General features: G+C 60.1%; 18 protein-coding genes. 4 read left to right on the top strand and 14 right to left on the bottom strand.

Annotated features, from left to right (window positions below):
- The first annotated feature begins 404 nt into the window (after positions 1–404).
- Positions 405–1643 (top strand): tyrosine-type recombinase/integrase, encoded by a 1239-nt coding sequence (locus tag EK373_RS20285; protein WP_157994449.1) that lies wholly within the window; start codon positions 405–407, stop codon positions 1641–1643.
- 607 nt (positions 1644–2250) lie between these two features.
- On the opposite strand, the gene EK373_RS20280 is transcribed toward EK373_RS20285, so the two are convergent.
- The 5 genes from EK373_RS20280 to EK373_RS20260 form a co-directional block, all read right to left on the bottom strand.
- Entirely contained in the window at positions 2251–5091 is a 2841-nt protein-coding gene (locus tag EK373_RS20280; RefSeq protein WP_129645507.1) for an endo-1,4-beta-xylanase, read from the bottom strand.
- A 108-nt stretch (positions 5092–5199) separates the two neighbouring features.
- A complete protein-coding gene (locus tag EK373_RS20275) occupies positions 5200–5451 on the bottom strand; it encodes a hypothetical protein (protein ID WP_129645506.1) in 252 nt (83 codons plus the stop codon).
- Positions 5452–6419: 968 nt separating this feature from the next.
- Complete coding sequence (locus EK373_RS20270) at positions 6420–8000, bottom strand: alpha-N-arabinofuranosidase (RefSeq protein ID WP_198683466.1); 1581 nt, start codon at positions 7998–8000, stop codon at positions 6420–6422.
- Between the two features lie 23 nt (positions 8001–8023).
- Positions 8024–8206 (bottom strand): hypothetical protein, encoded by a 183-nt coding sequence (locus tag EK373_RS20265; RefSeq protein ID WP_129645505.1) that lies wholly within the window; start codon positions 8204–8206, stop codon positions 8024–8026.
- A gap of 480 nt (positions 8207–8686) precedes the next feature.
- Positions 8687–11770 (bottom strand): TonB-dependent receptor, encoded by a 3084-nt coding sequence (locus EK373_RS20260; protein WP_129645504.1) that lies wholly within the window; start codon positions 11768–11770, stop codon positions 8687–8689.
- A gap of 414 nt (positions 11771–12184) precedes the next feature.
- Between EK373_RS20260 and EK373_RS20255 the strand changes: the two genes are divergently transcribed.
- Complete coding sequence (locus EK373_RS20255) at positions 12185–12931, top strand: FadR/GntR family transcriptional regulator (RefSeq protein WP_129645503.1); 747 nt, start codon at positions 12185–12187, stop codon at positions 12929–12931.
- Between the two features lie 280 nt (positions 12932–13211).
- Here the strand turns inward: EK373_RS20255 and EK373_RS20250 are convergent, their stop codons facing one another.
- Together EK373_RS20250 and EK373_RS20245 are read right to left on the bottom strand one after the other, a co-directional pair.
- Positions 13212–13922: a hypothetical protein gene (locus tag EK373_RS20250; RefSeq protein ID WP_129645502.1), complete on the bottom strand. Its 711-nt coding sequence runs from the start codon at positions 13920–13922 to the stop codon at positions 13212–13214.
- Between the two features lie 44 nt (positions 13923–13966).
- A complete protein-coding gene (locus EK373_RS20245) occupies positions 13967–14392 on the bottom strand; it encodes a DUF6152 family protein (RefSeq protein ID WP_198683465.1) in 426 nt (141 codons plus the stop codon).
- A gap of 499 nt (positions 14393–14891) precedes the next feature.
- Here EK373_RS20245 and EK373_RS33425 point away from each other — a divergent pair, with 499 nt between their 5' ends.
- On the top strand, positions 14892–15581 hold the full coding sequence (locus EK373_RS33425) for a methyl-accepting chemotaxis protein (protein WP_129645501.1): 690 nt from the start codon (positions 14892–14894) through the stop codon (positions 15579–15581).
- 161 nt (positions 15582–15742) lie between these two features.
- Here EK373_RS33425 and EK373_RS20235 read toward each other — a convergent pair whose 3' ends face one another.
- The 4 genes from EK373_RS20235 to EK373_RS33095 all read right to left on the bottom strand — a co-directional run bounded on the left by EK373_RS20235 (position 15743) and on the right by EK373_RS33095 (position 18967).
- Positions 15743–16438, bottom strand: a complete 696-nt coding sequence (locus tag EK373_RS20235) for a c-type cytochrome (protein ID WP_129645500.1) — start codon at positions 16436–16438, stop codon at positions 15743–15745.
- 156 nt (positions 16439–16594) lie between these two features.
- Positions 16595–18370 carry a GspE/PulE family protein gene (locus EK373_RS20230; protein WP_129645499.1) on the bottom strand — a complete coding sequence of 592 codons (1776 nt, stop codon included), beginning with the start codon at positions 18368–18370 and terminating at the stop codon, positions 16595–16597.
- Positions 18371–18488: 118 nt separating this feature from the next.
- A complete protein-coding gene (locus EK373_RS20225; protein ID WP_198683464.1) occupies positions 18489–18719 on the bottom strand; it encodes a diguanylate cyclase in 231 nt (76 codons plus the stop codon).
- Between the two features lie 35 nt (positions 18720–18754).
- On the bottom strand, positions 18755–18967 hold the full coding sequence (locus tag EK373_RS33095) for a hypothetical protein (protein ID WP_157994447.1): 213 nt from the start codon (positions 18965–18967) through the stop codon (positions 18755–18757).
- A gap of 83 nt (positions 18968–19050) precedes the next feature.
- Between EK373_RS33095 and EK373_RS20220 the strand changes: the two genes are divergently transcribed.
- Entirely contained in the window at positions 19051–20310 is a 1260-nt protein-coding gene (locus EK373_RS20220) for a ferredoxin reductase family protein (protein WP_129645989.1), read from the top strand.
- Positions 20311–20875: 565 nt separating this feature from the next.
- Here EK373_RS20220 and EK373_RS20215 read toward each other — a convergent pair.
- The 3 genes from EK373_RS20215 to nadA all read right to left on the bottom strand — a co-directional run bounded on the left by EK373_RS20215 (position 20876) and on the right by nadA (position 23994).
- The gene (locus EK373_RS20215) at positions 20876–21325 is read right to left on the bottom strand and encodes a CopD family copper resistance protein (RefSeq protein ID WP_129645497.1); all 450 of its coding nucleotides are present in this window, start codon (positions 21323–21325) and stop codon (positions 20876–20878) included.
- 78 nt (positions 21326–21403) lie between these two features.
- Positions 21404–22987: an L-aspartate oxidase gene (locus tag EK373_RS20210; protein ID WP_129645496.1), complete on the bottom strand. Its 1584-nt coding sequence runs from the start codon at positions 22985–22987 to the stop codon at positions 21404–21406.
- A complete protein-coding gene (gene nadA, locus EK373_RS20205) occupies positions 22984–23994 on the bottom strand; it encodes a quinolinate synthase NadA (protein WP_129645495.1) in 1011 nt (336 codons plus the stop codon). The genes EK373_RS20210 and nadA overlap by 4 nt, the downstream gene beginning before the upstream one ends.
- Between the last annotated feature and the right edge of the window lie 9 nt (positions 23995–24003).

Below are 24003 nucleotides of genomic sequence, written 5' to 3'. Positions count from 1 at the left end.
CACAATGGTCGGCAGCGGTCGGGTGCAGGAGCACCTGGCTGGTGCTCGCGGGACGCATGGCCTACTCGCGTCCGAGGGGCTTGCCCTCGTTTTGCTTACCGTTCAGGTGGCTGGAAGCCACCACCGACGCCCTGAAAGTTGGCGTCCCCACTTGGGATTTCTTCGAATCAGATTCTTGAGACGCTTCAGGAATGGAACGTGCTTCTGACACGGATCCCTGATGTGCAGATATTGCTCAGATCTGGCCCGAATTGTTGTCCGCGCCGGAGAGCGCGGCCAACGACTCCGAGTTCGTGATGCCTGCATCGATCTAGACGTGTCGTGCAATAGGTGCCGAGCCCGGCTCAGTGCGAAGCTACGGAGACAGCGCTCAGGGAATGCCTCGTGAAAGCAAATGGTGGTGCATGCTATCTCTCCCCTTCGGTACCTGGCCCTCACCCATCGCGGCGGCGGATCTCGCACGTTTCTCCGTCACAATCACTTACGTTCGCTCGCTGAATGGCGTGCCGTACTGGCTCGAAAGCCGGCCCAACGAGCAAGGTCGTTACGTCATCGTGACCCCTGACGCCGATGGAGGATTCTGCGAGCTCACGCCGACCGGCTTCAACGCCCGAACGCGCGTTCATGAATACGGGGGTGTGCCCTACACGCTGCAACGTGGGGCAATCTACTTCAGCAACTTCGCGGACCAGCGGCTCTATGCCCAGCGAGCAGGTGCGGAACCTGCTGCGTTGACGCCCGAAGGCTATCGTTACGCAGATTGCCAGCTCGACGCGTCCGGTACCCTGCTCTTCTGCGTGCGGGAGGATCACACCGCAGCCGGTGAGCCGAAGAATGCCATCGTCGCGGTGCCCACGGCCGGGGGCAGCGCCGGCACCGTGCTTTTCGGCGAAAGCGACTTCGTTGCCTATCCCCGCGTGAGCGCAGACGGCAAGCGCCTTGTCTGGCTCGCATGGAATCATCCCGACATGCCGTGGGACGGCCCCCGGCGACATGTGTTATGCGTTCGAGGCGGCCGTTCACGAGGTCCGCAACGTAAAGGCGCGATGCCCCTAACGAGTCTGTACTCGAACCAGCGTGGGACACGGACGGCACGCTCTACTTTATTTCAGACCGCTCGGACTGGTGGAACCTCTATCGATGGACCGGCAAGCAGATCGAGCCCGTGCTCACGCTCGAAGCAGAAATCGCCGGTCTCTGGAATCAGGAACGCTGGTCGATCACATCCGCGCCCGTCGTGCAAAAGGCGCAAGCCCGATGACCGTCTCCAACGATCTGACGTGGATCGGCGCGGTCCTTCGCGCCGCGAAGAGCGTCAAGGGACTCCTGTCCACCCCGAAGTCGTCGACGAGGCTCGGATCGCTTGTCGCGAGCTGCGCCTAGTTGGCAAGAGCCAACGACGATTCAAGCTCACAGCAGAAACCTGGGCGATTATTGAGCGTCAGCCTAGGACTTGCGAATACATCTTCCCCTACGATCCCAGAAGCGTTTCTGCGGCGTTTACGCGAGCCTGTCACGTCCTCGGCATCGAGGACCTACGCTTCCATGATCTGAGGCACGAGGCGACAAGCCGTCTGTTCGAGCGGGGACATCAGATTCACGAAGTCGCTCAGTTCACGCTTCACGAGTCATGGAATGAGTGAAGCGATACACAAATCTTCGTCCCGAGAAGGTGCGTGAAATCCCGCAAGCTGCTTCGAATGCGGATTAGCTTGGCGAAGTAGTCCGACTGCCTCTTTCGCCGATTAATCCGCGAAATTAGACCCTGCCCTTTGTAATTGGGTGAGTAACGATCGTATCTGTGACATCACGTCTGTAACTCATGCCAAGGACAGCGCAGAGATTCACCAGATGAATAGCACATACTTCGGTCTTCTCGCCGAGTTCGGCGAAGCAAACATTCCGCTCGCCAAAGTTGCACCCCAAGTACTTTGGGCTGAGTTACGAGGAAGCGCGTCGTCGAGCGCGATTTTGTTGATCAAACTAACTGACGGCGCAATGCACAGCCGGCTTGTGACGGCGCCACCACCCTGCAGCAACTGGCTTCTCCGCCCCTTGGTGGTCGCCCTTATGATGTTAGTGCGCCACGTAGGGACGAAAACGGACCGATCTCAGGACGGCTCGGGCTGTTCCAATGCCTGCTGCGCCTTAGTGGCTGGTTTTAAGTTGTTGTCCTTACGGGAGGCCTACGGAACTGCCCCACTCAAGCCATCCAAGGCTTGAATGGGGCCGCCGGCGAGTTACGTATGATCAGCGTTTAAAGATTCCAAGATCGCCAAGATCAATTTCATAGCCGTCCTGGACTTTCTCGAATTCGCCTTCGAAGTATTCATCCAGGTATGAATGTCCAAGAATGAATCTGTCCGGTTTCATGGCGCCGTAGTAGCCGCCATTGGCATTGCTCTGACTGTCGAACAGTACATAGCTTCCCTGCCATCCTGAACCGGACACGCCCCAGCTGATGATGTGATCGATGTACGGGGCGAACTTGGTGAACAGCTTGTACATCAGCGCGTACTGATAACCGAGGGCGTCAGACTGCTTGACGTTGAGCACCGCCGGAGCGGTCGCCCCACCGCCGGGGGCGTTGGTCGGCACCTTGAGGTCCAATTCTGAGAAGGCAATACCGGAAAGAAGGCCTTGGTCAACGAGAGAGGCATAGAGAGCCATGGCATATTGGTTATTGCTGGCAAGGGTCTTTCCAACCGAATCGTGTCCCTGAATGCCGACGTCTTCGATAAGGGGTCTGCCGTCATACAGCGGATCGGAGAGCCATGCGGTGTTCAGCGCGCGAACCATGTTGTACACGGTCCTCGCCTTGCTGCGGGTAAAGATATCGTAGTCGTTGTAGGTCAGCTTCGGCGGATTCGCGACGACAAAGGCGTCAATGCTGCCGTCGGCGTCGTGTCCGTCGAGCTTCATGTACTCGGGAAGAGACGCGTAGTTCGCTTTGTAAGCAGCCGCCATCCGGGCATTGGGGGCCGCAATGTGCGCGTGTTTGAACAGCAAGTAAATGTAATGCTGGGTAATGTCGCCGCCGATGAGCTCATCCGACATTGCCACGAGCCAGTTGGTGTGCTTGAGGCTCGTTCTCCAGCTGTTCGGATCCGTCGGGATGAGCTCGCTGTGGCGGCTTTCGTGGATCTCTTCGTTGAGCACGTCCCATGAGTTGAAGGGGATGACTCCGCGCGACACGCTCGATCCATATTTCGTATCCGTGGTCAGGAAGTGCCGCATCACGTACATCGTGTGATTGAACTGCACTCTTCTGACCATTTCTTTGTCGACGCGCACCTGCGTTGTAACGCCGTTGCCCAATCCGTAGAAATTGGTGGTGCCGTTGTATCCGGAAGGAAGGTTCGCGGGGATGATCTGTCTCATCCATGCAGGGGCCTGGTTGTACCACGCCAAAACATGGCCGTGAGCCTTGTACTGTCCCGGAGCTCCGGAATCCCTGATCGCCAAATAAGAATTGGTTGGGAAATTGTATTCGCCGGTGCCAGGGGCGGTGGTTGCGCCGGTCAGGGCCGCGCCAGTAACACTTCTCAGCCAGTTCGGACCGCGCGGATGCGTGCCCTCGGCCTTCAGATTGTTGCCGTCGACGAAGATTTCATAGTGGCGCGCTCTGGTTCCGGTTACTGAGCCGGTCCCGATCGCGCCGACCATGAACAGGCCATTTTCCTTGTTGTAAACACTCTTCAAAGGCGCCACGACACTCTGGTTTTCCCTGTTGACTACGATGGGAAGCGGAATGCCGTTGGGATCGGGCGCGGTGATCTTGATGTTGGCGACCAGAAGCATCCCAGTTTCTGCGGGCCGACCCGTCTCGCCATGGAGCTCGAGAATGAAGTTCGAGGAAGTGCCGGTCGATGCGTTGATGCTGTGGTGAGCCCTCAACCAGGTTTCGCCGTTGTAGCTGCCAACCCAGTCGGGATTGAGGTTGTTGTACTCGTAACTTCTGAGGTAGCTATCGAGATCAGCGTTGGTATTTCTGACTCTCCACCTCATGAATCTGCCCTGCGCGCTCTTCGGATAGTAGACATCAAACTGGATGGTTGCGCCCGCGGGGACGTTCACGCTCGGGGACAACGGGGATTGCATCGTGATTCCGCCGAACGTGCTGATCCCGTTATGGATGTAATTGATCTGGAGCACATCGGCTTTGCCGTCGCGATCCGCGAAGGGATACGGAATCACCTGGAATGTGCCGCCCGCAAAGTCGGCGGGGACACGGCTGTCGAGCGGGGTTCTCGAGGTCCAGACATTGGTAGGCTCAGTCACTGTTACAGGCAACCTGCCCGGGCCCGGATCAAGGCGGAAATAAGGATCCGAACCGTCCGCTTTGATCCTGCCACTGAGATCCGCCATTGCGTCCTCGAGGCGGACCATGGCTTCGGCGGCCCAGACGACCGGTGCATTGCGCGCGAACTCAAGCGCGAGATCAATAGCTTTGACCTCATTGGCGTAGACCCAGGGGAAGGCTCTGTTCACATCGGATCCGTCGTCCGTATGGCTGATCTGGAGCGGGAATTCCTGGTTGCCGGCTCTCAAAGCCTCGGCTTGCGTGATGAGCTCGTTCAGTTCAACCATGATTTCGGGATACGGCACGCTCCCGAGAGGACGCAGAAGCGCCTCATCGATGAAAGCCATGTTGATGTTCTTGCTGGACGCTACCTCGTCAAGCAAGAACACAAAGCCACCGTCGCTGGTCCTTTGCTGACCAGATACGGGAGCAACCAGGTAATCCGTGTAGGCGCTGCCCGCTTTTGTGATTATCGTGAAGCTCGCAAATTTCCTGAATACTTTGGGATGGACTTTCAGAAAGCCTCTGTCCTTCTCTTTTGCGTCAAAAATGAAGTAGATGCCGGGAAAGGCATCGCTATTGGCATTAGATGTAATCTTGGCTCCGGAAGCGTTGACGCGAGTTGTGTTCGCATGACCTTCGACTTGCGTGGCGACACCTTTGTCGGCGTCGCCATTCCAGACAAGTCTCAGTTCGCCTCCGGCCGCCGCGGCCGGGACGGAGGCTAACGCGAATATGGAAAACAGCGTGATGACTGCGAGGAGGCGGACGTCGATTGAAAGTTTCATCTTGGCTTTGCCCCTTAAGGCAACTTCTAAAATCTCGTTTTAGAGTCACCCAATTCTGGTTCGGAAATTTTTAGACAAACGATTCAAACGGAACACACGTGACCGCAACTAAGCTCTGGTGGTGGCAAGAAGAACCCGGGTGGTCGAGTCGCTGCGAGCGTCCTCGGTGACCTTGATCCAAGGCCGGTCTGCTTCGATTGTGAAGTCAATCGGCCGTGTGCCTTCGGCAAACACTTCGACGTACGAGCGCCGGGAATTGAATGAGTCGAATGGCGGCAGTTCGGGCGGCAGAAGATGCCCTGACCAGGCGTTGACGTTGCCCTCGAGCGCCACGCCGTAGTCATCCGCGTCAACTGGCAAGATCGGTGAGCCTGGTCCATCAGATGATTCCATTTCCTGCCGCCAGCTCTTTGTTGTAGTAGTTGGCGGCCACGTTCTCCTTGGGCCACGCGTCCGGTACTGGCAGCCAGCGCTGTTACCGCTACCTCGTAATCGCGATAACCGCCGGAGAGCGTTTTCCGTTTGGACATCGTTCCCCCAACACCTAGTTATTCGAAGCCCCGCATCGCACTGTTGCGTTTTTGGCGGCTTTGGGCTCAGGCGCGTCCGAAATTGGTCTGACCAAATCTACCGTAATTTGTCAGACCATACATTGGCCAGTGGCCTTGCCGCAAGACTCATGTGAGCGATACCTATGCCGAATCTCGGTGCACCGGCCTTCTCTCGCGGCTGCCAAGAGTGAGCATGGTACGCACCCCACTGATGGGACAACGCAGCCGATATCTGCGACCGCAACAAGGGACCAGCGGATGGTGATCATACTGGTCTGACCAAACGCAGAACCGTCACAGGCAGAATCACATCGGCCCAGAACGAGCAGCGCCCTCGCTGGACGCGACGGTGCGCGCCCCTGCGCCTGGCGTCGAGGAACAAGCCTCACCCGCCTCGCGGTGCCGATCGGCTTGCCGAAACGGCCGAGCGGAATCATGCGACGCATTGCGTTGCCATGTCCTCGCTCCAGGTATCCAGAAGAATTCGGAAGGAATAAGCGTATTCGCCCGGCGGCGCAGGGGGCACTTGAATTTACAGTCCGCTCACACCGCGGCTCCACTTTGGAGGGAGAATCGCAAAAAAAAAAAAAGCATGCACGCCTGCGGACGTTGCCTCTTCATTCGGCAATCGTTTGTAGACTGTAATCCACTGTCGACGTGTGAGCAGCGCAATCGTGAGTGTGGCGAAACAAAACTCATCGCATGTAGGGAGGGCAGCGCGCGGGCCGGCGCCGCGTAACGTCGGAGTCGACGGCCCGAGAGCTGACTAAGATCGAGCTACGGCTGCAACTCGATCACTGTGACCGACTTTGCTGGCAGGATCACGTCGAGCGAATGATCGTTCACCCGAATACCTTTCAGTGCCACCGGCGCCACCCGCGCCGGGTGATCGAACTCTGACCGTGCGTCCATCGAATCGGCCGTCAGCACTCTTCCCGTTGCCCGCCGCCCTTTGACGCCCTGCACCTGCGTGACGACGCGAGCCGCCCGGTTAGGATCGAGGTTCACGATCGAGAGATGAATCACGCCTTTGCTGTCGCGAGAGGCCGAAGCACTGATCACCGGCAGCGTGACGTTCTCGAATGTGTAGTCCGGACTCGCCACCTCGGCTGACAACAGCGACCCGCCCTGGTGCACCTGGTACAGGTCGAACACGTGATAAGTAGGGGTTACGATCATTTTGTCGCCACGGGTGAGAATCATCGACTGCAGCACATTCACCATCTGCGCGATGTTGGCCATGCGCACTCGCTGGGCATGATTCTGGAAAATATTCAGCGTCAATCCCGCGATCACCGCGTCGCGCAGGGTGTTCTGCTGATACAGGTTCGAAGGCGTATCTTTTGGCGCCGTCCACCAAGTGCCCCATTCGTCAATCGACAAGCCAATGCGGCGCTCCGGATCGTACTTATCGATGATCGCCGAGTGCTTGGCGATGATCTCGTCCATCTTGTACGCGCGCTCCAGTGCGAGCGCCCAGTCCTTTTCTGGAAAACCGACGGGCGCACCCTTGTTCGTCCAATCGTTGCCGGCCAGGGTGTAGTAGTGAATCGACATCATGGCGATCTGCGGACTACGGTTGATGTACGCCAACGGAGTGGGAGTGGCATGGCGGAACAGCGCCTTCTGCAAGACCGTCTCGGTCCATGCGTAGTCGTCCGAGTTGGCATCGGCGACGACGAGCGTTCCGTATGGACGCAGCACCGCCAGGTACTGTCGATAGACATCCGAGTAGTACTCGGCTGTCATGTTGCCCCCGCATCCCCAGGTTTCATTGCCGATACCGATGAACGGGATCTGATACGGCTGCTTGCGGCCATGACTCGCGCGCAGCCTGCCTGCGGCCGAATCTTCCGGACCGGTAAGATACTGCAGCCACGCCTGCGCCTCGCCGGGCGAGCCGCTTGTCACGTTGATCGCCAGGAACGGCTTGGCGCCGATTTGCTCGACGAAATCCATGAACTCGTTGGTCCCGAACGCGTTCGTTTCAGGCTCGTCGTTCCAAGCTGCGTTGATTCCCTTCGGTCGCTGGTCGCGGGGGCCGACGCCATCGCGCCAGTGATACAGCTCCGCGAAACATCCGCCGGGCCAACGCACGAGAGGAACGCGGATCTTGCGTAGCGCCGCCACGACATCACTGCGAATACCGCGGACATTCGGGATCGCCGAGTTCTCGCCGACCCAAATCCCTTCGTACACACCGCGCCCCAGATGTTCGACGAACTGGCCATAGATGTTGGGATCGATGGTCGCCCCCGGCGCGTCCGCCCGAATCGAGATCTTCGCCTCTAAGGTCTGCGCAACCGCCGGCACAGGTACCCAGCACATCAGGATCGATAGCAACGGAATCAGTTTCAACGCACTCCCTCCGGGCAATTCCACTAGCGAGCGACGGCGGACATCGCCAGCGGACCAAAATAAGTCGGCGGCAGATCCCGATCGCTAATGACGACTTTCTCCACCACGATTCCGAGATCCACCATCGTGATCTTGAAGCGATGCGGGCCGGGGGCGCTCATTTCATGGGTGGAGCGCAAGTAGCGCACGTTATCCGACTCTCCCATTTGCCTCGCAGGTCGGTTGCATCGAATTTCGACGTCGCGGCCAACTCGTCGATCACCGCGCTCTTGCCGAGAGTGCCCACGATGACGGGCATTGGATCTGTTGGCCGTGAGACGGATGCGCGCGGCCGATGAGCGGTGACCCGCTCGACGTCATCGATGAGGTCGCCAATCGCCCGTACCACACCTTTGTGATCGTTCGGGTCGTACCAGATAGGCGCCGTGCGCTGTGAGGTGACGAGTGGAAAACTCGACGAGCCATCAGGCTTGTCCGAAATGAGTCGCTCTGGCAGGCCCGCGCACAGTAGTGCGGCTGGCAGAGAAGGTTTCGTCATTGATATGCAACAGCGCACGCGTCAACGCGCCTGAGAAAGATCGCGCCGGCGCTCATGCGCCGGCGCGAGACACACGGTCAACAGGGGGGCATTCCGTGTGTGTTCACAATGAGCTGCTAGCCGCTGCGGTAGCACAGCTCGTCCAATCTCAGTCAAAGCGCCCGCGCAGACCCACCATCACGGTGCGGCCGGACTCGTAATAGCTGTGCGTCGCATTGGCGAACTGCTGATAAGAGCGCCGTGCCTCATCACCGATATTGATCACGTCTACTGTCAGCTGCGGCACCAGCTTTGACCAACCGAACAGCTCTGCGAAGTCGAAGCTGGACGAGAAGTCGTACTGTGTGTAGTCGTCGCCAAACAACTCCGCACCGATCACGCCGGACTGATTGCTGTTCGGACCGCTGTTCTGCGAGCCCTGGGTGTGAGTGACCGACACGCGCGCGCTGATCCCATGCTTGTCGTAGTAAAGCGTAGCGTTATAGCTCTCGGGTGGCACGCCCACGGCAATCGCCGGCGCCGCACCCTGACCCTTCTGGTCGATGATGGTGTAGTTCGCCGCGAAGCCCATGCCCTCGACGCCAATCGGGCTGAGCAGGAAGTCCAGCGGCTGCACCCAGTTGAATTCCAGGCCGTTGATCGTCAGGCGCCCGCTTGCATTCACGAGTTGGCGGAGCTGGACCGTTGCAACGTTGGGACCACCGCGCAAGTCGATGCTTTGTTGCGCGTTTGCATTCAGCGACTCATACGTGATCCCGTACTGAACCAGCGAGGTAAACGGCACGGTCTGAATCTGAGTCTGCGTGAAGCCCTCGATGCCCTTGCGGAACGCGGCGAAACCGAAGTAGCCCTCTTGTCCCGTGTAATACTCGAAGCCCAGGTCGATGTTGTCAGAAAGGTAGGGATCGAGCTCGGGATTGCCCAGGTTGACTTGCGCAACGTCATTGTTCGGAATCGACACACCGCCCAGCATGTCGCTGGGGTTGGGCCGAGTCATCGTCTTGGATAGACCGGCGCGGATTACCGCCTGGTCAGTCAGATTCCATGACACGTTGGCCGACGGCAGGATGTTTTCGTAGCTCGACTCCGCGTCTTCGATCGAGATCAGATCCGGTAGCCTCTGACCGTCCGGCAACGAGGCGTTGGGGGATGTCACACGTGAGGTGATCAGCTGATCGGTTTCAACCCAGCGCACCCCTACGTTGTAACGCAAGCGGTGATCGGCGATATCAAGGTCGCCATTCACTTGCACAAACAGCGCCGTTACATCCTCATCGATGGAACCCCATTGCGCCGTCGAGGGTGTTGCCCCGCTTTCCGGCGCCGCTGCGCGCACAGCGTCGTAGTTGGAGTCGCGGCGCAGTTGGTCCCAGTTGACGGTTGCAACACCGTACCCTGTGGAACGAAGGTAGCCCGGAACCGCTGCATTGGTGATCAGCGAACCAGCGTACGGACCGGCATAGGCGGGATAAGGAGTCACGTTAGGGGCAATCTGCACTCCGACGAGGGGTGCAATCTGCGACGCGGTTTCGCCGCGGCACGCAGGTTGCGAGTTCGGGGCCAACTGAAAGTTTGCTGGACTGCCGCCACAGGCTACCGCCTGCCACTGCGCATCGGCACCGTACGGACGGATGTCGCGCGAAACTTCGTCGTAAGCAGCACCACCACTCACGCTGAAAGCGCTGTCGCCCCACGTGACTGCGAAGCGACCGCCGGCGGTTTCCGTTTGACGCTCTTCGACCGACAGGTTCACACGACCAACGTCTTGGCCGCCGCGATCCGAAACCAGCCACTGCCAGCTGTTGGGATCGTTCAGATCGACGCTCGAAGTGATGGTCGGCTTGTCGCCGCCATTGTTATTGAAGTTGACGGTGGTCGTATCGGAAATGAACAGCACCGTCGAGGCCTCGCGAGAGAACTCGCTCTTGGTCAGGTTGCCCTGCACATCGAGGCTCAATTTGTCGTTGATCTGCCAGGTCATGCCAGGATTGGTGCCCCAGAACTCGGACTCCTCGGTATAGGGCCGGAATTCCATCATGAACTGTGAGTTCGGAAATACGCCCGATGTAGCAACGCAGCCGGCGGCGCAGTCGTCGCGATCCACCTGCAGCTGAGTCGGAATGAGTCGGCCGCCCTGACTGCCTCCGCGGACGGCCCAAGCGGTGGCTTGGCGGGTGAATTCGCTCTCCTGCTTGCCGTACATGGAATCGACGAAGAAATGCATGTTCTCGCTGGGACGGAATTCCATGCTCACCACAGCGTTGTAGCGATCCCGGTCACCCTCTTCGAACATGTTGCGGCCCAATCGCGGAAGCACAGCATTGTCGATCTGCTGGATGGAGAGACCGGGATTGTTCGCGAGCAGGAAGGCTTGGTCGATCGTCGCACCAGGCGTGAGGCCCGCTCCGATCGTGGTCCCATTATTCGGAACCGCGCCGGGAACGACCCCTGTCAGGTTGCCGCCGGTGGTGTTGCAGGTGCCGGTACATTGCGTGGCGCTGAGGCCCGGGCTCGACCAGCCCACGGTTTCGAAACCCGTCGTCGCAACTTTGTTGCGTACGGCGGTCACACCCGCCAGTACACCGAATTTGTCCCAGGTGTTGCTCGCGATCAGCGAGGTGCGTCCACCTAAGTCATCCGCGTTGTTGTTGTCGGTGCCCTGGAGCGAGTACGTGAGATGAGCGCCTTCATTGTCGAACGGCCGCGCCATGCGCATGTTGATCGTGCCCGCCGCGCCACCCTCGACCATGCTCGCCGACGGGGTCTTGAACACTTCCAGCTTGGAGAACAGCTCCGGCGGGAACATATCGAGCGGGACTTCGCGATTGGCGCCCGATCCCTCTTGCGGCCCCTGGGCCACCGCGACGGGAGCGTTGTTCAACAGCACTCGCGTGAAATTCGTGTTCAAGCCGCGAATCGCGACCGTGGTGCCTTCGCCGCTGATTTCGCGAGTAATCTGAATGCCAGGGATGCGCTGGAAGGATTCAGCGATATTCGTGTCCGGGAATTTGCCAATGTCCTCGGCGAAGATGGCGTCGACGAAGCCGACCGATTCGCGCTTGGCCTCCGTAGAATCTTGAAGACTCTGGCGGAAGCCGGTGACGACCACCTCTTCCAGCTCCTGAGACTGCACTTCCTGCGCGCTCACCGAAGTAGCGACGGTCGCCGTCAGCAATGTTACCGCTACCGCGTCGGGACGACAAAAACCGAAGAGCGCTTTCCGCTTGGACATACCGTGTTCCCCCAAAGAATTAGCTACTGAAGCTTTAAAGCCCGGAATCCATTGCTGCCTTGATCGGCGCAGCTGGAGTCTTTATGCCCGGGCAATACGCAACTGGCCAGACCACTTTTCCCAGATGGCCTGACCATAAACCAATCACCCTCCTCGACGCAACTGGGGTCGCCTTATTCGCCCGACGGTGCTTGCCCTGGGCAGGTCATGCGTGGGGCAGCCCCTGGCACCTGCCTTCGTGATTCTCATGCATGCGAATTGGTCTGCACAGCTGCGGTATGTCAAACCGGAAGAGCCTGCTATCGTCAGGCGGCGCATGAGTCTGAGACGCTTGGGTTACTAGAAAACATTGGTCAGCCAGTCCGACCGACTGGCCCGACCACTTAGCAGATAAGAGCTTGGAGAATTCCTCCTATGCCTGAGTCACAGCGGCTGTATGAACGCATCGCGCAAGAGATCGCCGAAGCAATTGGGCGCGGGACATACGCGATTGGCCAACGACTGCCTTCTGAGCGCGACCTCGCGCAGAAATTTGGAGTGTCCCGGCCGACAGTTCGCGAGGCGATGATCGCGCTGGAACTGGATGGCCTGGTGGATGTGAGAACTGGCTCGGGCGTGTATGTGACACATAGTTCGCCACCTGCGGGTATCACCGGGGAAAGAGATATCGGTACCTTTGAACTGCTCGAAGCGCGCCGTGCCATCGAAGGTGAAGCCTGCGCGATGGCAGCGGCGCGAATCACCGCCGCGCAACTCGCGCAGCTGGGTGAGCTCGTGGCTGAGATGCGCAACGAGAACGACCACGATGTGCAACTGAGCGAGGCAGCAGATCGTCGTTTCCACGAATTGATCGCGCAAGCGAGCGAAAATACAGCGATGATCGCTGCCGTCGAGATGTTGTGGGACGCGCGCTTGCGCTCTCCTCAGCATCGATCCATGGATGCGAAGGTGCGCTCTCTCGGGATCAAGCCGCGCGTCGATGAGCACGCGACGATTCTGGAGGCGCTCGGGCGCCGAGATCCTGATGCCGCACGGGCGGCCATGCGCGCGCACCTGACGCAAGTACTCGCAGCCACGTTCCAGGCGACGGAAACTGAAAAGCTCGAGGAAGCCCGAGCTCAACTAACCGAACAACGTAAGCGCTACGCGCTAAGCGCCTAGTCTTTATCAAGACGATTAATGCCCGCGCGAGCGTAAGGTTCAGTGTCCCACCGCGCCCGACCTTTGGCTTAAGTTTGCAGGGACTCCGAATGCGAATTTTTTCGAAGCAACGAGTCGGGCCCCATTCGCAGGCGAACTACTTGAATCGCACTCGGCAGGGAGTCGCACATAGAGGGCATATCGCTTCACCCCGACCACATAAACCGGCTATTCCACTGAAGCCGTAACATGCCGCGGCAACGCTACGGCCGCGAGAATAGAGCGGCTCTCGTTGCGTGGACTATGACCCCTTGTTCCTCGCCCAATCGACGGCCGGCTTGCCGGCATCGAGGCGATTCAGGCATATGTCTTCCTTGATCTCAGTGCCTTTCGGCAGCCTCTTGAAGCGCACCAACGTTTCCCACGGCTGAGTGAATGTCTCAGGATCGTCGATCGTGATCCGATTCTCGAGCGTCGCCCCGTTGTCCAGTAGACGCAGCTTCTCGGTGATCTTCAACGACTCACTGTGCGGCAATCCTGCGCTATCGAGCCATGTGTTGTCGGCACGCAGATCGGTGCTGGTGATCACCAGTGTGTCGCCCTGCCATTTACCGTGGGACAAGCCAAGCGATAGCGGGTACGGCACTTCCTTTACCCTGTCGTTGAGGTACACGTGACGATTCCAGTAGTTCCATTCGAACAGATAGGTGAGCTTGTTGGGCCGTTGTATGATTTCGAACGGATACGGTAGATACAGCATGCGCGGCAGACCCGGCGAGACACATTTCGCGGTCGGATCGAAAGATAGGTCACCGGCCCGCAGCTTGCGCTTGTGCTCTTCGTAGAGTTTGGCGGCTTCCGGCCTCAACGGCGGAGCTTTGCCCTCCACCGTTTTGAGTTCCTGTACGCTCTGCGTCACCTGCCAGACGCCGTTCAAATCCACCGCCGCGAACGCGCTGGCGCTCGCGAACAAACCCGCCAACAGTCCGGCGCAGTACAACCGCGTCATCATCGCTTTCCCCTTTGACACGTCGATGAGTTCCTCAACAGCACCAGTTAGCGTGCTGGCGGAGGCGGAGGTTGCGGACCAGGCGCGCCCGCTGCGCCTGGGCCTGGCACAGCGACGATATCTTCAGCGGGGCCCCACAGCTTGCGGCCGTCCGGCAGCTGCACCCACTTCAGCGTCGCTCCAAGCGTGCCGTCGCGGAGCGGATTGATTTCCATCGTCAACTGGTCACCGGCCTTGATGTCGGAGGGCTTCCAGCCGTGGCGCGCGTTGATGTTCGGCGTTCCGCACTCCACGCTCCATTCCACCGAATTGCCCTGCGCGTCGGACACCATCAACTTGATGAACATGTGCGGATTGGTCCACCGAAACTCTTTCACCGTACCGTTCAACACCTTTGTGTTCTTGTAGTCGTACATCGCCGTCGAGTGATGCGCGATCGCCGGCGCCGCGCCGACCAGACTTACCAGCATCATCCACCGCATAAATCGTTGCCGAATCGTGCTCGTCATTGAACTCACCTGCGTTGTCACTCGATCATGCCTTCACGGAGATTGAACAAGCCGAGCGCACCTACGCTGACATTCGCAACAACCGCGCACACAATGTTCGAATTCACGAGGGCGCGATCTTCGATATGTCGATCGCGGGACGCTTGGGCCGGCTGATTACTCACCTATCGCTGCAGCGAGGCTCCTGGCTGGTGCTCGGCTCATTGATCACACTGTTCTCCGCAATCGCGTTCACGAATGTGAGCACCGCGGATACGACCGCCATCACCTGGCTGAGCCTGATTGGCATCGGTGTGCGCAAATCTGTACTACGTGCAGCGCTACGTTGCACGTCCGGTTGCGCAGCTGCGAGTTGCAGCGCTCAAACTGCTGAGTGGGGACACTCGAACGCGCATCACCAGCGACGCCGTGCAATGCGTGGACTCATTGGCACGAGGATTCGAGCAATTGCGCGTGAAGCTGTATGGTGTGCTCAACGATAATCTCGAGGCGGCAACGGGCGTCGGCGGGAGCGTCACGAGCATGGTTGCCGCGAGCGGCGACATCTCCAATCGCACCCTCGAACACGCTGCAAGCCTGGAAGAGACGGCAGCATCGATCGAGGAGCTCACCGCAACCGTTGCACGCAACACCGACGGCGCACAGCAGGCGGCGAAACTGGCGAGCTCGTCGTTCCATCACAGCCCGCGGTCGACAGATCGTTACCGAAATGCGTGGAACCATGGGCTCCATCCTCGACTCCTCGCGTCGCGTCGGCGATATCGTGGGAATCATCGATGGCGTCGCGTTTCAGACCAACCTGCTGGCGTTGAATGCCGCCGTAGAAGCCGCACGCGCCGGCGACCAAGGCAGGGGTTTCGCGGTGGTTGCACAGGAAGTGCGCAGCCTTGCGCAACGATCCGCCGCGGCTGCGAAAGAGATCAAGGACCTCATCGAATCCTCGAGCGAAACCGTTGCGCGCGGGGGCGAACTCGCCAGTGAGGCAGAAAACTCCATGCGCCAGGTGGTCGAGTCCGTTAAACGCGTGAGCGAAGTATTCAGGGCATCGAGGGCGCGAGCCGCGGGCAAGCGGCGGGCATCGAACAGATCAGCCAGGCCATCTCGCAGATGGACGCAGTCACGCAACGCGACGCACACGCCGCTCAAGCGCTGATGCAGACTGCGACGGAACTGAGAAATCAGTCAAACCATATGTTCGCGGCGATCTCAGCGTTTGCCATTTGTTCGACTAACGAGCATGCCACTGCAAACACTGCACGATCGCAACAGAGCACTAGCGATCGGCAGCGCCGGGCCGCGTAGTACCCGACTGCCTCAGTTGTTGACTGTACCGTCGCTGTTCATCCGGTCTCTGTCCTTCACTGGCCCCCGCATGCGCGACAGGTAGTCAGCGACCGCGGTGGCCTCCTCGGTATCCAGACTGTCCAGATATCTCACGAGGTCCGCCTCGACATTGAGCCGGTGCCAGGAGGCAATGCTCCGCATTTGGCGCACCAAGTAAGAATAGTGCTGGTCACGTAGCGACGGAATGAAACCGTCATCGTCGCCGCGGCCGTCTTCTCCATGACAAGACGCACACTGATCCTGAAAGATCGCTTCGCCAAGCTCCAGTCCGCGGCCGTCGCCAGTCTGTGGAAAGCTGGCGCGCGGCAGGGAGTTCAGGTAGCCAGAGAGATCCGCCCATGCCTGCTCGCTCGAGAGCGCCGGTTGGGACACGACCGCGTGCATTTCGCGGCTGGAGCGCTCCTCCTCGCTGAAATCAGCCAATTGCTTGACTAGATAGGCGCGCCGCTGCCCCGCCAGCGACGGAATCACTTTGCCCGCGCTGCCGAGTGCCTGCGGGCCATGACATTGAGCACAGTGGCCAGCGTACAGTTTTTTGCCCTTCTCGGCGTTCTGGTCCAGCTGGAGTGCGTTACGCACCTTCTCGTCGACCGCAAGAGGCGAACCAGCGAACGCGCTCGGTGCGATCGAACACAGTAAGACCGAAGCCAACAGCGATACTCGCATCTCAGAACCCGTCCAAATGATCTTTGTGGATGCGCAGTCTGCACCTGCAGGACAGCCGGTGTCACCGAGCTTACTCCCTTCCAAAGGTCGGCCTGCGCCGCTGAATCGTAACCCGATACACGTTCGGCGTCATGACCGGAACCCCGGCCCGTGGGATCAGTCGAGTCGCGAGCGATAAACCTCCGTCAACGAAATCTCGCCTGTCCTCGCCAGCGCAAGCGCCTGCTGCGTCAGCGGGACCATTCCTTCGCGAACGGCGATCATCTGCAACTCGTCCTCGGTCGCTCTGGTGCGCAGTGCCGCCCGAATCGCCGGACTCATGTGCAGGATTTCGTAGACCGCCACCCGGCCGTGATAGCCAAGACCGCCACATCTGGGGCAACCGGCGCCTTTAAAGAACGTTTCTTCGAGGCTGACGCCCAAGGCGGCTCTGATGTCGGCGTCGACGATCTCCGGCTCGCGGCAGTATTGGCAGTTGCGCTTCGCGAGCCGCTGCGCGAGAACACCGGCGAGCGTCGAGCTCACCAGATAGGATTCGACTCCCATCTCGAGTAGTCGTGTGATTGTCTGCACGGCACCGTTCGTATGCAGGGTCGAGAGCACCAGATGTCCGGTGAGCGCGCTTTCCACGGCGATGCCGGCTGTCTCACGATCGCGAATCTCTCCAATCAACACGACGTCCGGATCATGTCGCAGTATGTGGCGCAATGCCGTGGAGAAACCGTACTGGATTGCCGCGTGTGCTTGTGTTTGCACGATTCCGTCGAGCCGATACTCAACTGGATCCTCCACGGTCACGATATGATATTCGCCGGTGTTCAGCTCCTGTAAGGCCGCGTACAGGGTGGTCGTCTTGCCCGAACCGGTCGGGCCTGTGACCAGCACTAGACCCTGGTTGCGATCGATCAGCTCGCGGAAACGCTTTTCGTCCTCCGGCGTAAAACCAATGCTCGCTACTCGGCGCAGACTGGATGCTGGATCGAGGACGCGAATGACGCAGCTTTCGCCGCGTATCGACGGCATCATGGAAACGCGCAGATCGACGCGGTGCTCCGGGGTGTGCAGATGAATCGCACCGTCCTGAGGTAGTCGGTGTTCGCCCAGATCCATCGCTGCCAACACTTTCAACCGGGCGATGAGGCCCGGCAGCAGCGTCAGGCCAATGCTTCGAATGTGAAGCAGCGCGCCGTCGATGCGGTACAGGATCTCGATATTCTGCTCGCGTGGGCGGATGTGAATGTCCGACGCACGGCGATGGATCGCGTCGTGCAACATGTTGCTGACGAGACGAACGATAGGCCGTTCGTTCGCCAGCTTTTCAGCCGTATCCGCCGCGATGGGCGGCAGCTCTGGACCGGCCAGACGCTCTCCTTCGAGATTCAGCTCCGCATCGTCGAACGGCGGGTAGTGGGTTGCGATCGCAAGATCGATTTCACCCGGGCTGGCGAGCACCGGCTCGATCGTGGCTCGAGTCAGCACACTCAGTGCGCCGAGCACCTCGGAGCAGGTGGGATCGTTCATCGCGACCACCAGCCGACCCTGATGTCTCATCAGCGGCACCACGCGATAGCTGCGCGCGACATCCTGAGGAATTTCAGCCAGCGCCTGGGGATCCACATCGAATCCGGAGAGGCGCACGCACGGCACGCCCAACTTGAGGCTCAAAGCGCGATAAAGTTCGTCCTCGCTGATACGACCTTCGGCCAGCAGCAGTTCGCCGATCCGGCTATCCGGGTGCGTCCGTTGCTCGATCAAGGCCCGCTGGAGATGGGATTGCTCCAGGTGCCCCACGATCGAGAGCAACGCGCCCATCGGCTCCGGATGTGACGATTGCGGAGCCAGCAGAGCGGCGTGCAACTGGGTCTGCGTGCTGACGGGCTCGACAGGAGCAACCTGCTCTGGCGATGGAAGAAGGCTGGCGTCGTGAATCATTGGCGAAGGCTCGATGCTTGTCGGCAGACGTGATTGTCACTGCACCGCTCAATGCCCCGCTCCTGCTCACCTCACACACTGCGGTAAGCCGCATCCTTTAGGTACACGCCGAAACTGCTTACGCGAGATCGTAGGGTGTACTCGTCACGCGCCTTATGGCGCGCTCGACTCGATTGCGGCCCGCTTGTTTAGCCGCATACAGCGCCAGGTCCGCAGCAGCGATCAGCGCATCGGGCGTCGTGGCATGTACCGGATAGCTCGCGACGCCGAACGACGCGGTAATTTGCAAGGTAGTTCTCTCACGCAACCGTAGCGGCGTCGACGCGAGGGCGAAGGCAACGAGGTCCACGCCTCGGCGGCCCGAGCACCAGCCTCCTCGATGGACTAGAAAATGAGCCCGCCGACGATGTCCGCGTTTCGAAGGGATCGAACGTATTCACTGCCATCGATCAACACCACGAGCGGATGGGAGGCAAACAGCTGGGGAGACAAGGCGCGCACGTCCACGCCGATGACACGGCCCGATGTCAATTGCCCTACCGACAAGAGCCGACCGATCACAAGACTGTGTGCATCTCCTTGCACGTAGGCGCCCATGTTAGTTGCGGCTAGCACGTAATGGGTGCGTCCAACCTCAAATTTACGGGGCCGACAGTCCGCGGCAACATGCTCCAATGCAGATCAAGAGCTGGCACGCGATCCTTTTCCTCACGACGGTGAGCTTCGCACTGGTACTGGCGGAGATCCCGCGAGCCGACTGGTTCACGACCGCAGCTCTGAGTCTATCGGCTGGTGTCGCGGCATTTGCCCTGATGGGCGCGGCCGCGTTATTGGGCGGACGCTGGAGATTCATCGAGGCCATGTTCGGCGGACTCGATCGCGTGTATCTGGCGCACAAGTGGCTGGGCGTCTGGGCGCTGGGCTTCGCATCGTTTCATCTCGCGTTCAAAGCCGGCATGCAGGGATGGGACGCCGCATCCATCATGGCGCTGCCGCCGTTCTATGCGCGCTTGGTACGACAGCTGAGTTTCGTCGCACTGATGCTGATCGTCATGCTGGCGCTGAACAGAATGATTCCTTACAGCACCTGGCGCTGGTGGCACAAACTGTCCGGACCGCTGCTTCTGATCGTGATCCTGCATTGGCTGAGTATCAAATCAGCCATTGCACTGAACGATCCCGCGGGCATCTGGCTTGCAATCATGGCCGCGCTCGGCGTCACGGCTGCCGGGTACAAACTGCTGCTATTTCCATTCCTATCGAATCATGCTGAGTACCAGGTCGTCGGAGTTTCGCCAGGCGGCGCTGCAGTTCATCTGGAGTTTGCCCCTGTGAAGCGCGCCATACCGTTCACACCGGGCCAGTTTGCGTTCATATCGATGCAGCAGGACGGCCTGCGCGAGCCGCATCCCTTCACGATTGCGAGCGGCAACGATCCCGACGGGCATGTGCATTTCGTGATTCGCTCACTCGGGGACTACACGCAGAAGCTGATCAAGGAAACGAAAATCGGCATGCACGCCGAGATCTATGCGCCATGGGGGCGATTCAAGCGACCTGCAGCCGCGAAGCGGGAGATCTGGATTGGCGGCGGCGTGGGCATCTCGCCTTTCATCGCGTGGCTGGCCGATCGATCCGCGACCGGGTTCGAAAAGGTGACCCTATTCTATTTGTACTCGGCCGGTCGCGAATTCCCACCCGCTCACGTGCTGAGGGAACTGGCGCGCGAGCGCGGCGCAAAATTTGTCCCCATATCGACCGGAGCGGCGAGCCCTGAATTCACCGAGCGACTGAAGGACGTCGTTCGCACCACGGACGCGGAGTCGGTCGAGATCGCTTTTTGTGGACCCAAGGGCCTGCTCAAACTCGTTCGCGTTCGGATGAACGACCTTGGTATACCGATCTCCAATCTAACGCACGAGTATTTCGAGTTCAGATGAGCGCGGCCCCGCGCGATGGAGAGGCGCCGCTATCAGTCGAAGCGAATGTCGGCTGCATTCACGCTTCACAAATCTTCTGCGCGCATACCGACTGTCGCTTGACTAGGATCAATGCCTCCCCGGCTGCGAGGACGATACTGCCTTACGAACTTTGCAACACGAGGTAAGTACCATGCGCATCCGAATCGCAATCGCCGTCTCCGGGCTGCTCGCGCTGGTGTCAGCGCCTGTGACATCCCAGGCGGGTGCGGCCGACCGGGCGGTCGACGCCTGCGTGAGAGCCTTCGTCGACACCCATGTCCCGAAAGATCGAGTCGTGCACCTGGTCAAAGAGAAGTCGCCCAGGCCGACTACGCAGTCACGACACCCTAAGATTGTTCAACCGAAACCATTTCAATAAAGAACGCCCTCGCGCTCCCGCCGCGCGAGGGCCCGCGTTTTGCGACCATCTCACGACCGGCAAGCGCAGGAACACACGGCGAAGGCGTGACGGCATCCGTAGAGTCGCTGATAGTGGGCTCGTTCAGCATCGTCCTGGCGGGCCGCGCGGACGACGAGCGCTCATTTACAGGCTCCAATCGCCGACATGAAACATGCCCTTCGCCAACAGGACGATGGCGACCATGTGAACGAACACGCTGAGATGAATGATGCGCGAGCGACGCAACGACATCCGCCCCCGCACCATCCAGGTCATGGCCGTGCCGAAATGGCCAAGCACGCTGATTGCGAGCAAAATCTTCAGCGCGAGAAGCGTCCCAAACCCGCTGCGCCATGGATCGACAAGCACGGCACGATAGGTCCAAGCCATGCCTATGCCGGCGCCGTACAGAACGAGGAGAACCCAAGGCATGATGCGACGAGCCCGTCGGCCGATCGCCTGCTCGACCGCTCGCATGGCATCGCGTTCGACGTACTTGCGGACCTCTTCGAGCATCAACACTTCAAAGAACACCGTGCCAATGAACACGAGCGCACCGAACAGATGCAACGTCAGGAGGACCGGATAACTCATGTGCAAACGCTCCGACAGACCGTGATGTCGTCGAGCGCAAGCATGCTCTTCTTCGTTTCTTGCCTGCGTTGATCTGGATCAGGTGGAAAACGAGCATCGGTCTGCGGCGCGGGCTGCCCACGCCGAATGCTTGCGGCGTGGGAGCGGTCCTCGACGCGCGCGTGCGTCAGACAGTTTGGCGTTAGAGTCAGCGCAGTCGCTTCGATAATGCGCGCCACAACTACTCAGCCGGCGCGCGGCGGCGAGCATCATATGTTCCGCGAGCAGCAACCGTGAATGGGACAACATACGAGTGGGCGGGATTTGCTCGCGCAGGTGTGCGATTAGGGAAAGGCCTTCGGCAATTCCGCTCGCGTTGCGGACCAATCCCATGCGGCGCCACATGATTTCACGCAACTCTCGCGGTGCCGTCCAATCCGCTCGTTCATCCGCTATGGCTGGCAGCGGTGGCAACACGTCACTCAGTCTCTCAGGCCCGGGCGGCTGCCGATTCAAAGCCTGTGCCGCGCGCCGCCCAAAGACCACTGCCTCCAGCAAGGAGTTGCTCGCCAGCCGATTCGCTCCGTGCAGACCGGTGCATGCCGCCTCTCCGACCGCCCACAGTCGCGGCAGGCTGGCGCGGCCGTCGAGATTCACCGCGATACCCCCCATGTGATAGTGAGCCGCGGGCGTCACCGGGATAAGATCCCGATCGGCATCGATGCCATATGCACGACAGATCTTGTAAGCCGATGGAAATGCCTCCGCAACGCGCGTGCCGGTGAGGCGCGTGGCATCGAGCCAAACGCGTCCACCTGCGGCTTGGACCGCATAGATCGCACGCGCGACCACGTCACGCGGAGCCAATTCACCCAGTGGATGAACCTCGCGCATGAACTGGACACCTGCATCGTTCACAAGACGCGCGCCCGCGCCACGCAGCGCCTCGGTCATGAGCGGCAACGGTGCTGCATCCACGTCGAGCGCCGTCGGGTGGAACTGAACAAATTCAAGATCCTCGCAGCGTGCGCCGGCGCTCAGTGCCATCGCCGGACCGTCACCACACGCCGCGAGTGGATTGGTGCTGCGGCTGTAGAGACCGCCGATGCCGCCGGTCGCAATGACTACGTCTCGTGCGCGGATGGTGAGCAGTTGCCCATTGCCGGTCATGGCAGCCACGCCGCATACGCCACTGGTATCACGCAGCAAGGCTACTGCACGAGCATGCGAAAGCCGCTCAACGTGAGCAGCAGCGGCGACTTGGCGACGCAAGACCTGCATGATCGCCGCTCCCGTGGCATCCCCGTCCACGTGCAGCACTCGCGGGCGGGAGTGAGCAGCCTCGGTGTGCAGTGACCACTCGTCGGCCGCACGGGTAAAGCCCACACCGAGCGCGGCAAGATAGTTGATGGCGTCGGGGGCTTCCCGGCACACGCGCCAGGCAGCGGCGCTCCGATTGTGATGCGCGCCTGCCCGCAACGTGTCCCGCAAATGAAGTGTCGGTGAGTCATCGGCGCCGACCGCCGCGGCAATCCCGCCTTGCGCGATATCACTCGACGTATCCGTTGTCTCGAACGCAGCGGGTGCGAGCACACAGACGCGTCGGCTGCTGGCATTCAGCGCGGTGATGAGCCCCGCCCCCCCCGCGCCAACGATCAATACATCGGTATCCAGGGCGCTCATGCGCGTCGAGCTCCATCGAGCTCAAGCATGCTCTGCACGGTCCTGCGTGCGGCGATGTCGAACGTCCGCGGAATCTCGATCTCCGACGTCATCCGCTGCAAACAATCCCGAATGTTCTGAAGCGTGATTCGCTGCATATGCGGACACAGATTGCACGGTCGCACGAACTCGGTTTCAGGAAAGGCGCTACAGACGTTATCGCTCATCGAGCACTCCGTAATTAGCACCGCGCGCGCCGGTCGATGGCGGTGAAGGGCATCGATCATGCCCGAGGTGGACCCGACGTAGTCGGCGGCCTGTTGCACGTCCTCCGGACACTCTGGATGCGCGAGCACGAACGCCTTCGTGAGCTGCTGATAGTCCCGCACCTGATCCCCTGTGAAACGCTCGTGCACCTCACAGCGCCCCCGCCAGGCGTGGATACGCACGCGCGTACGCGCCGCCACGTACGCGGCAAGATACTGATCGGGCACAAAGATCACTTCGGGCGTGCCGAGACTTTCGACTACCTGAACCGCGTTCGCCGATGTGCAGGAGATGTCGCTCGCTGCTTTGACGGCCGCGCTGGTATTCACGTAACAAACAACCGGTGCCCCGGGGTGGCGCGCTCTCATGGCGAGCACATCCTCCGCAGTGATGGAATCGGCGAGCGAGCAACCCGCCTGCGCATCGGGAATCAACACCGTGCGATCGGGCGCGAGCAGCTTGACGGTCTCGGCCATGAAGTGCACGCCGCACATTACAACCACATCCGCCTCCGACTGCGCGGCCCAGCGCGCCAGCGCGAGCGAGTCGCCCTGCACATCGGCCACGCCATGGAAAATCTCCGGCCTTTGATAGTTGTGAGCCAGCACGACCGCATTACGTTTGCGCTTGAGCGCCTCAATCGAGGCGACGAGTTCGTAGTGCGCGTCCCATTCGGCGTGCGGCATCAGCCGCGCGACGCGGCTATAGCGATGCGCATGTTCCGCAACGCCGTAATCAGAGCCTGGCAACTTCAGCGACATCGCGCGCAT

The sequence above is a fragment of the Peristeroidobacter agariperforans genome, from assembly GCF_004138335.1.
GTDB classification, from domain to species: Bacteria; Pseudomonadota; Gammaproteobacteria; order Steroidobacterales; family Steroidobacteraceae; genus Steroidobacter; species Steroidobacter agariperforans.
This window is presented reverse-complemented; position numbering and strand designations above follow the sequence as displayed.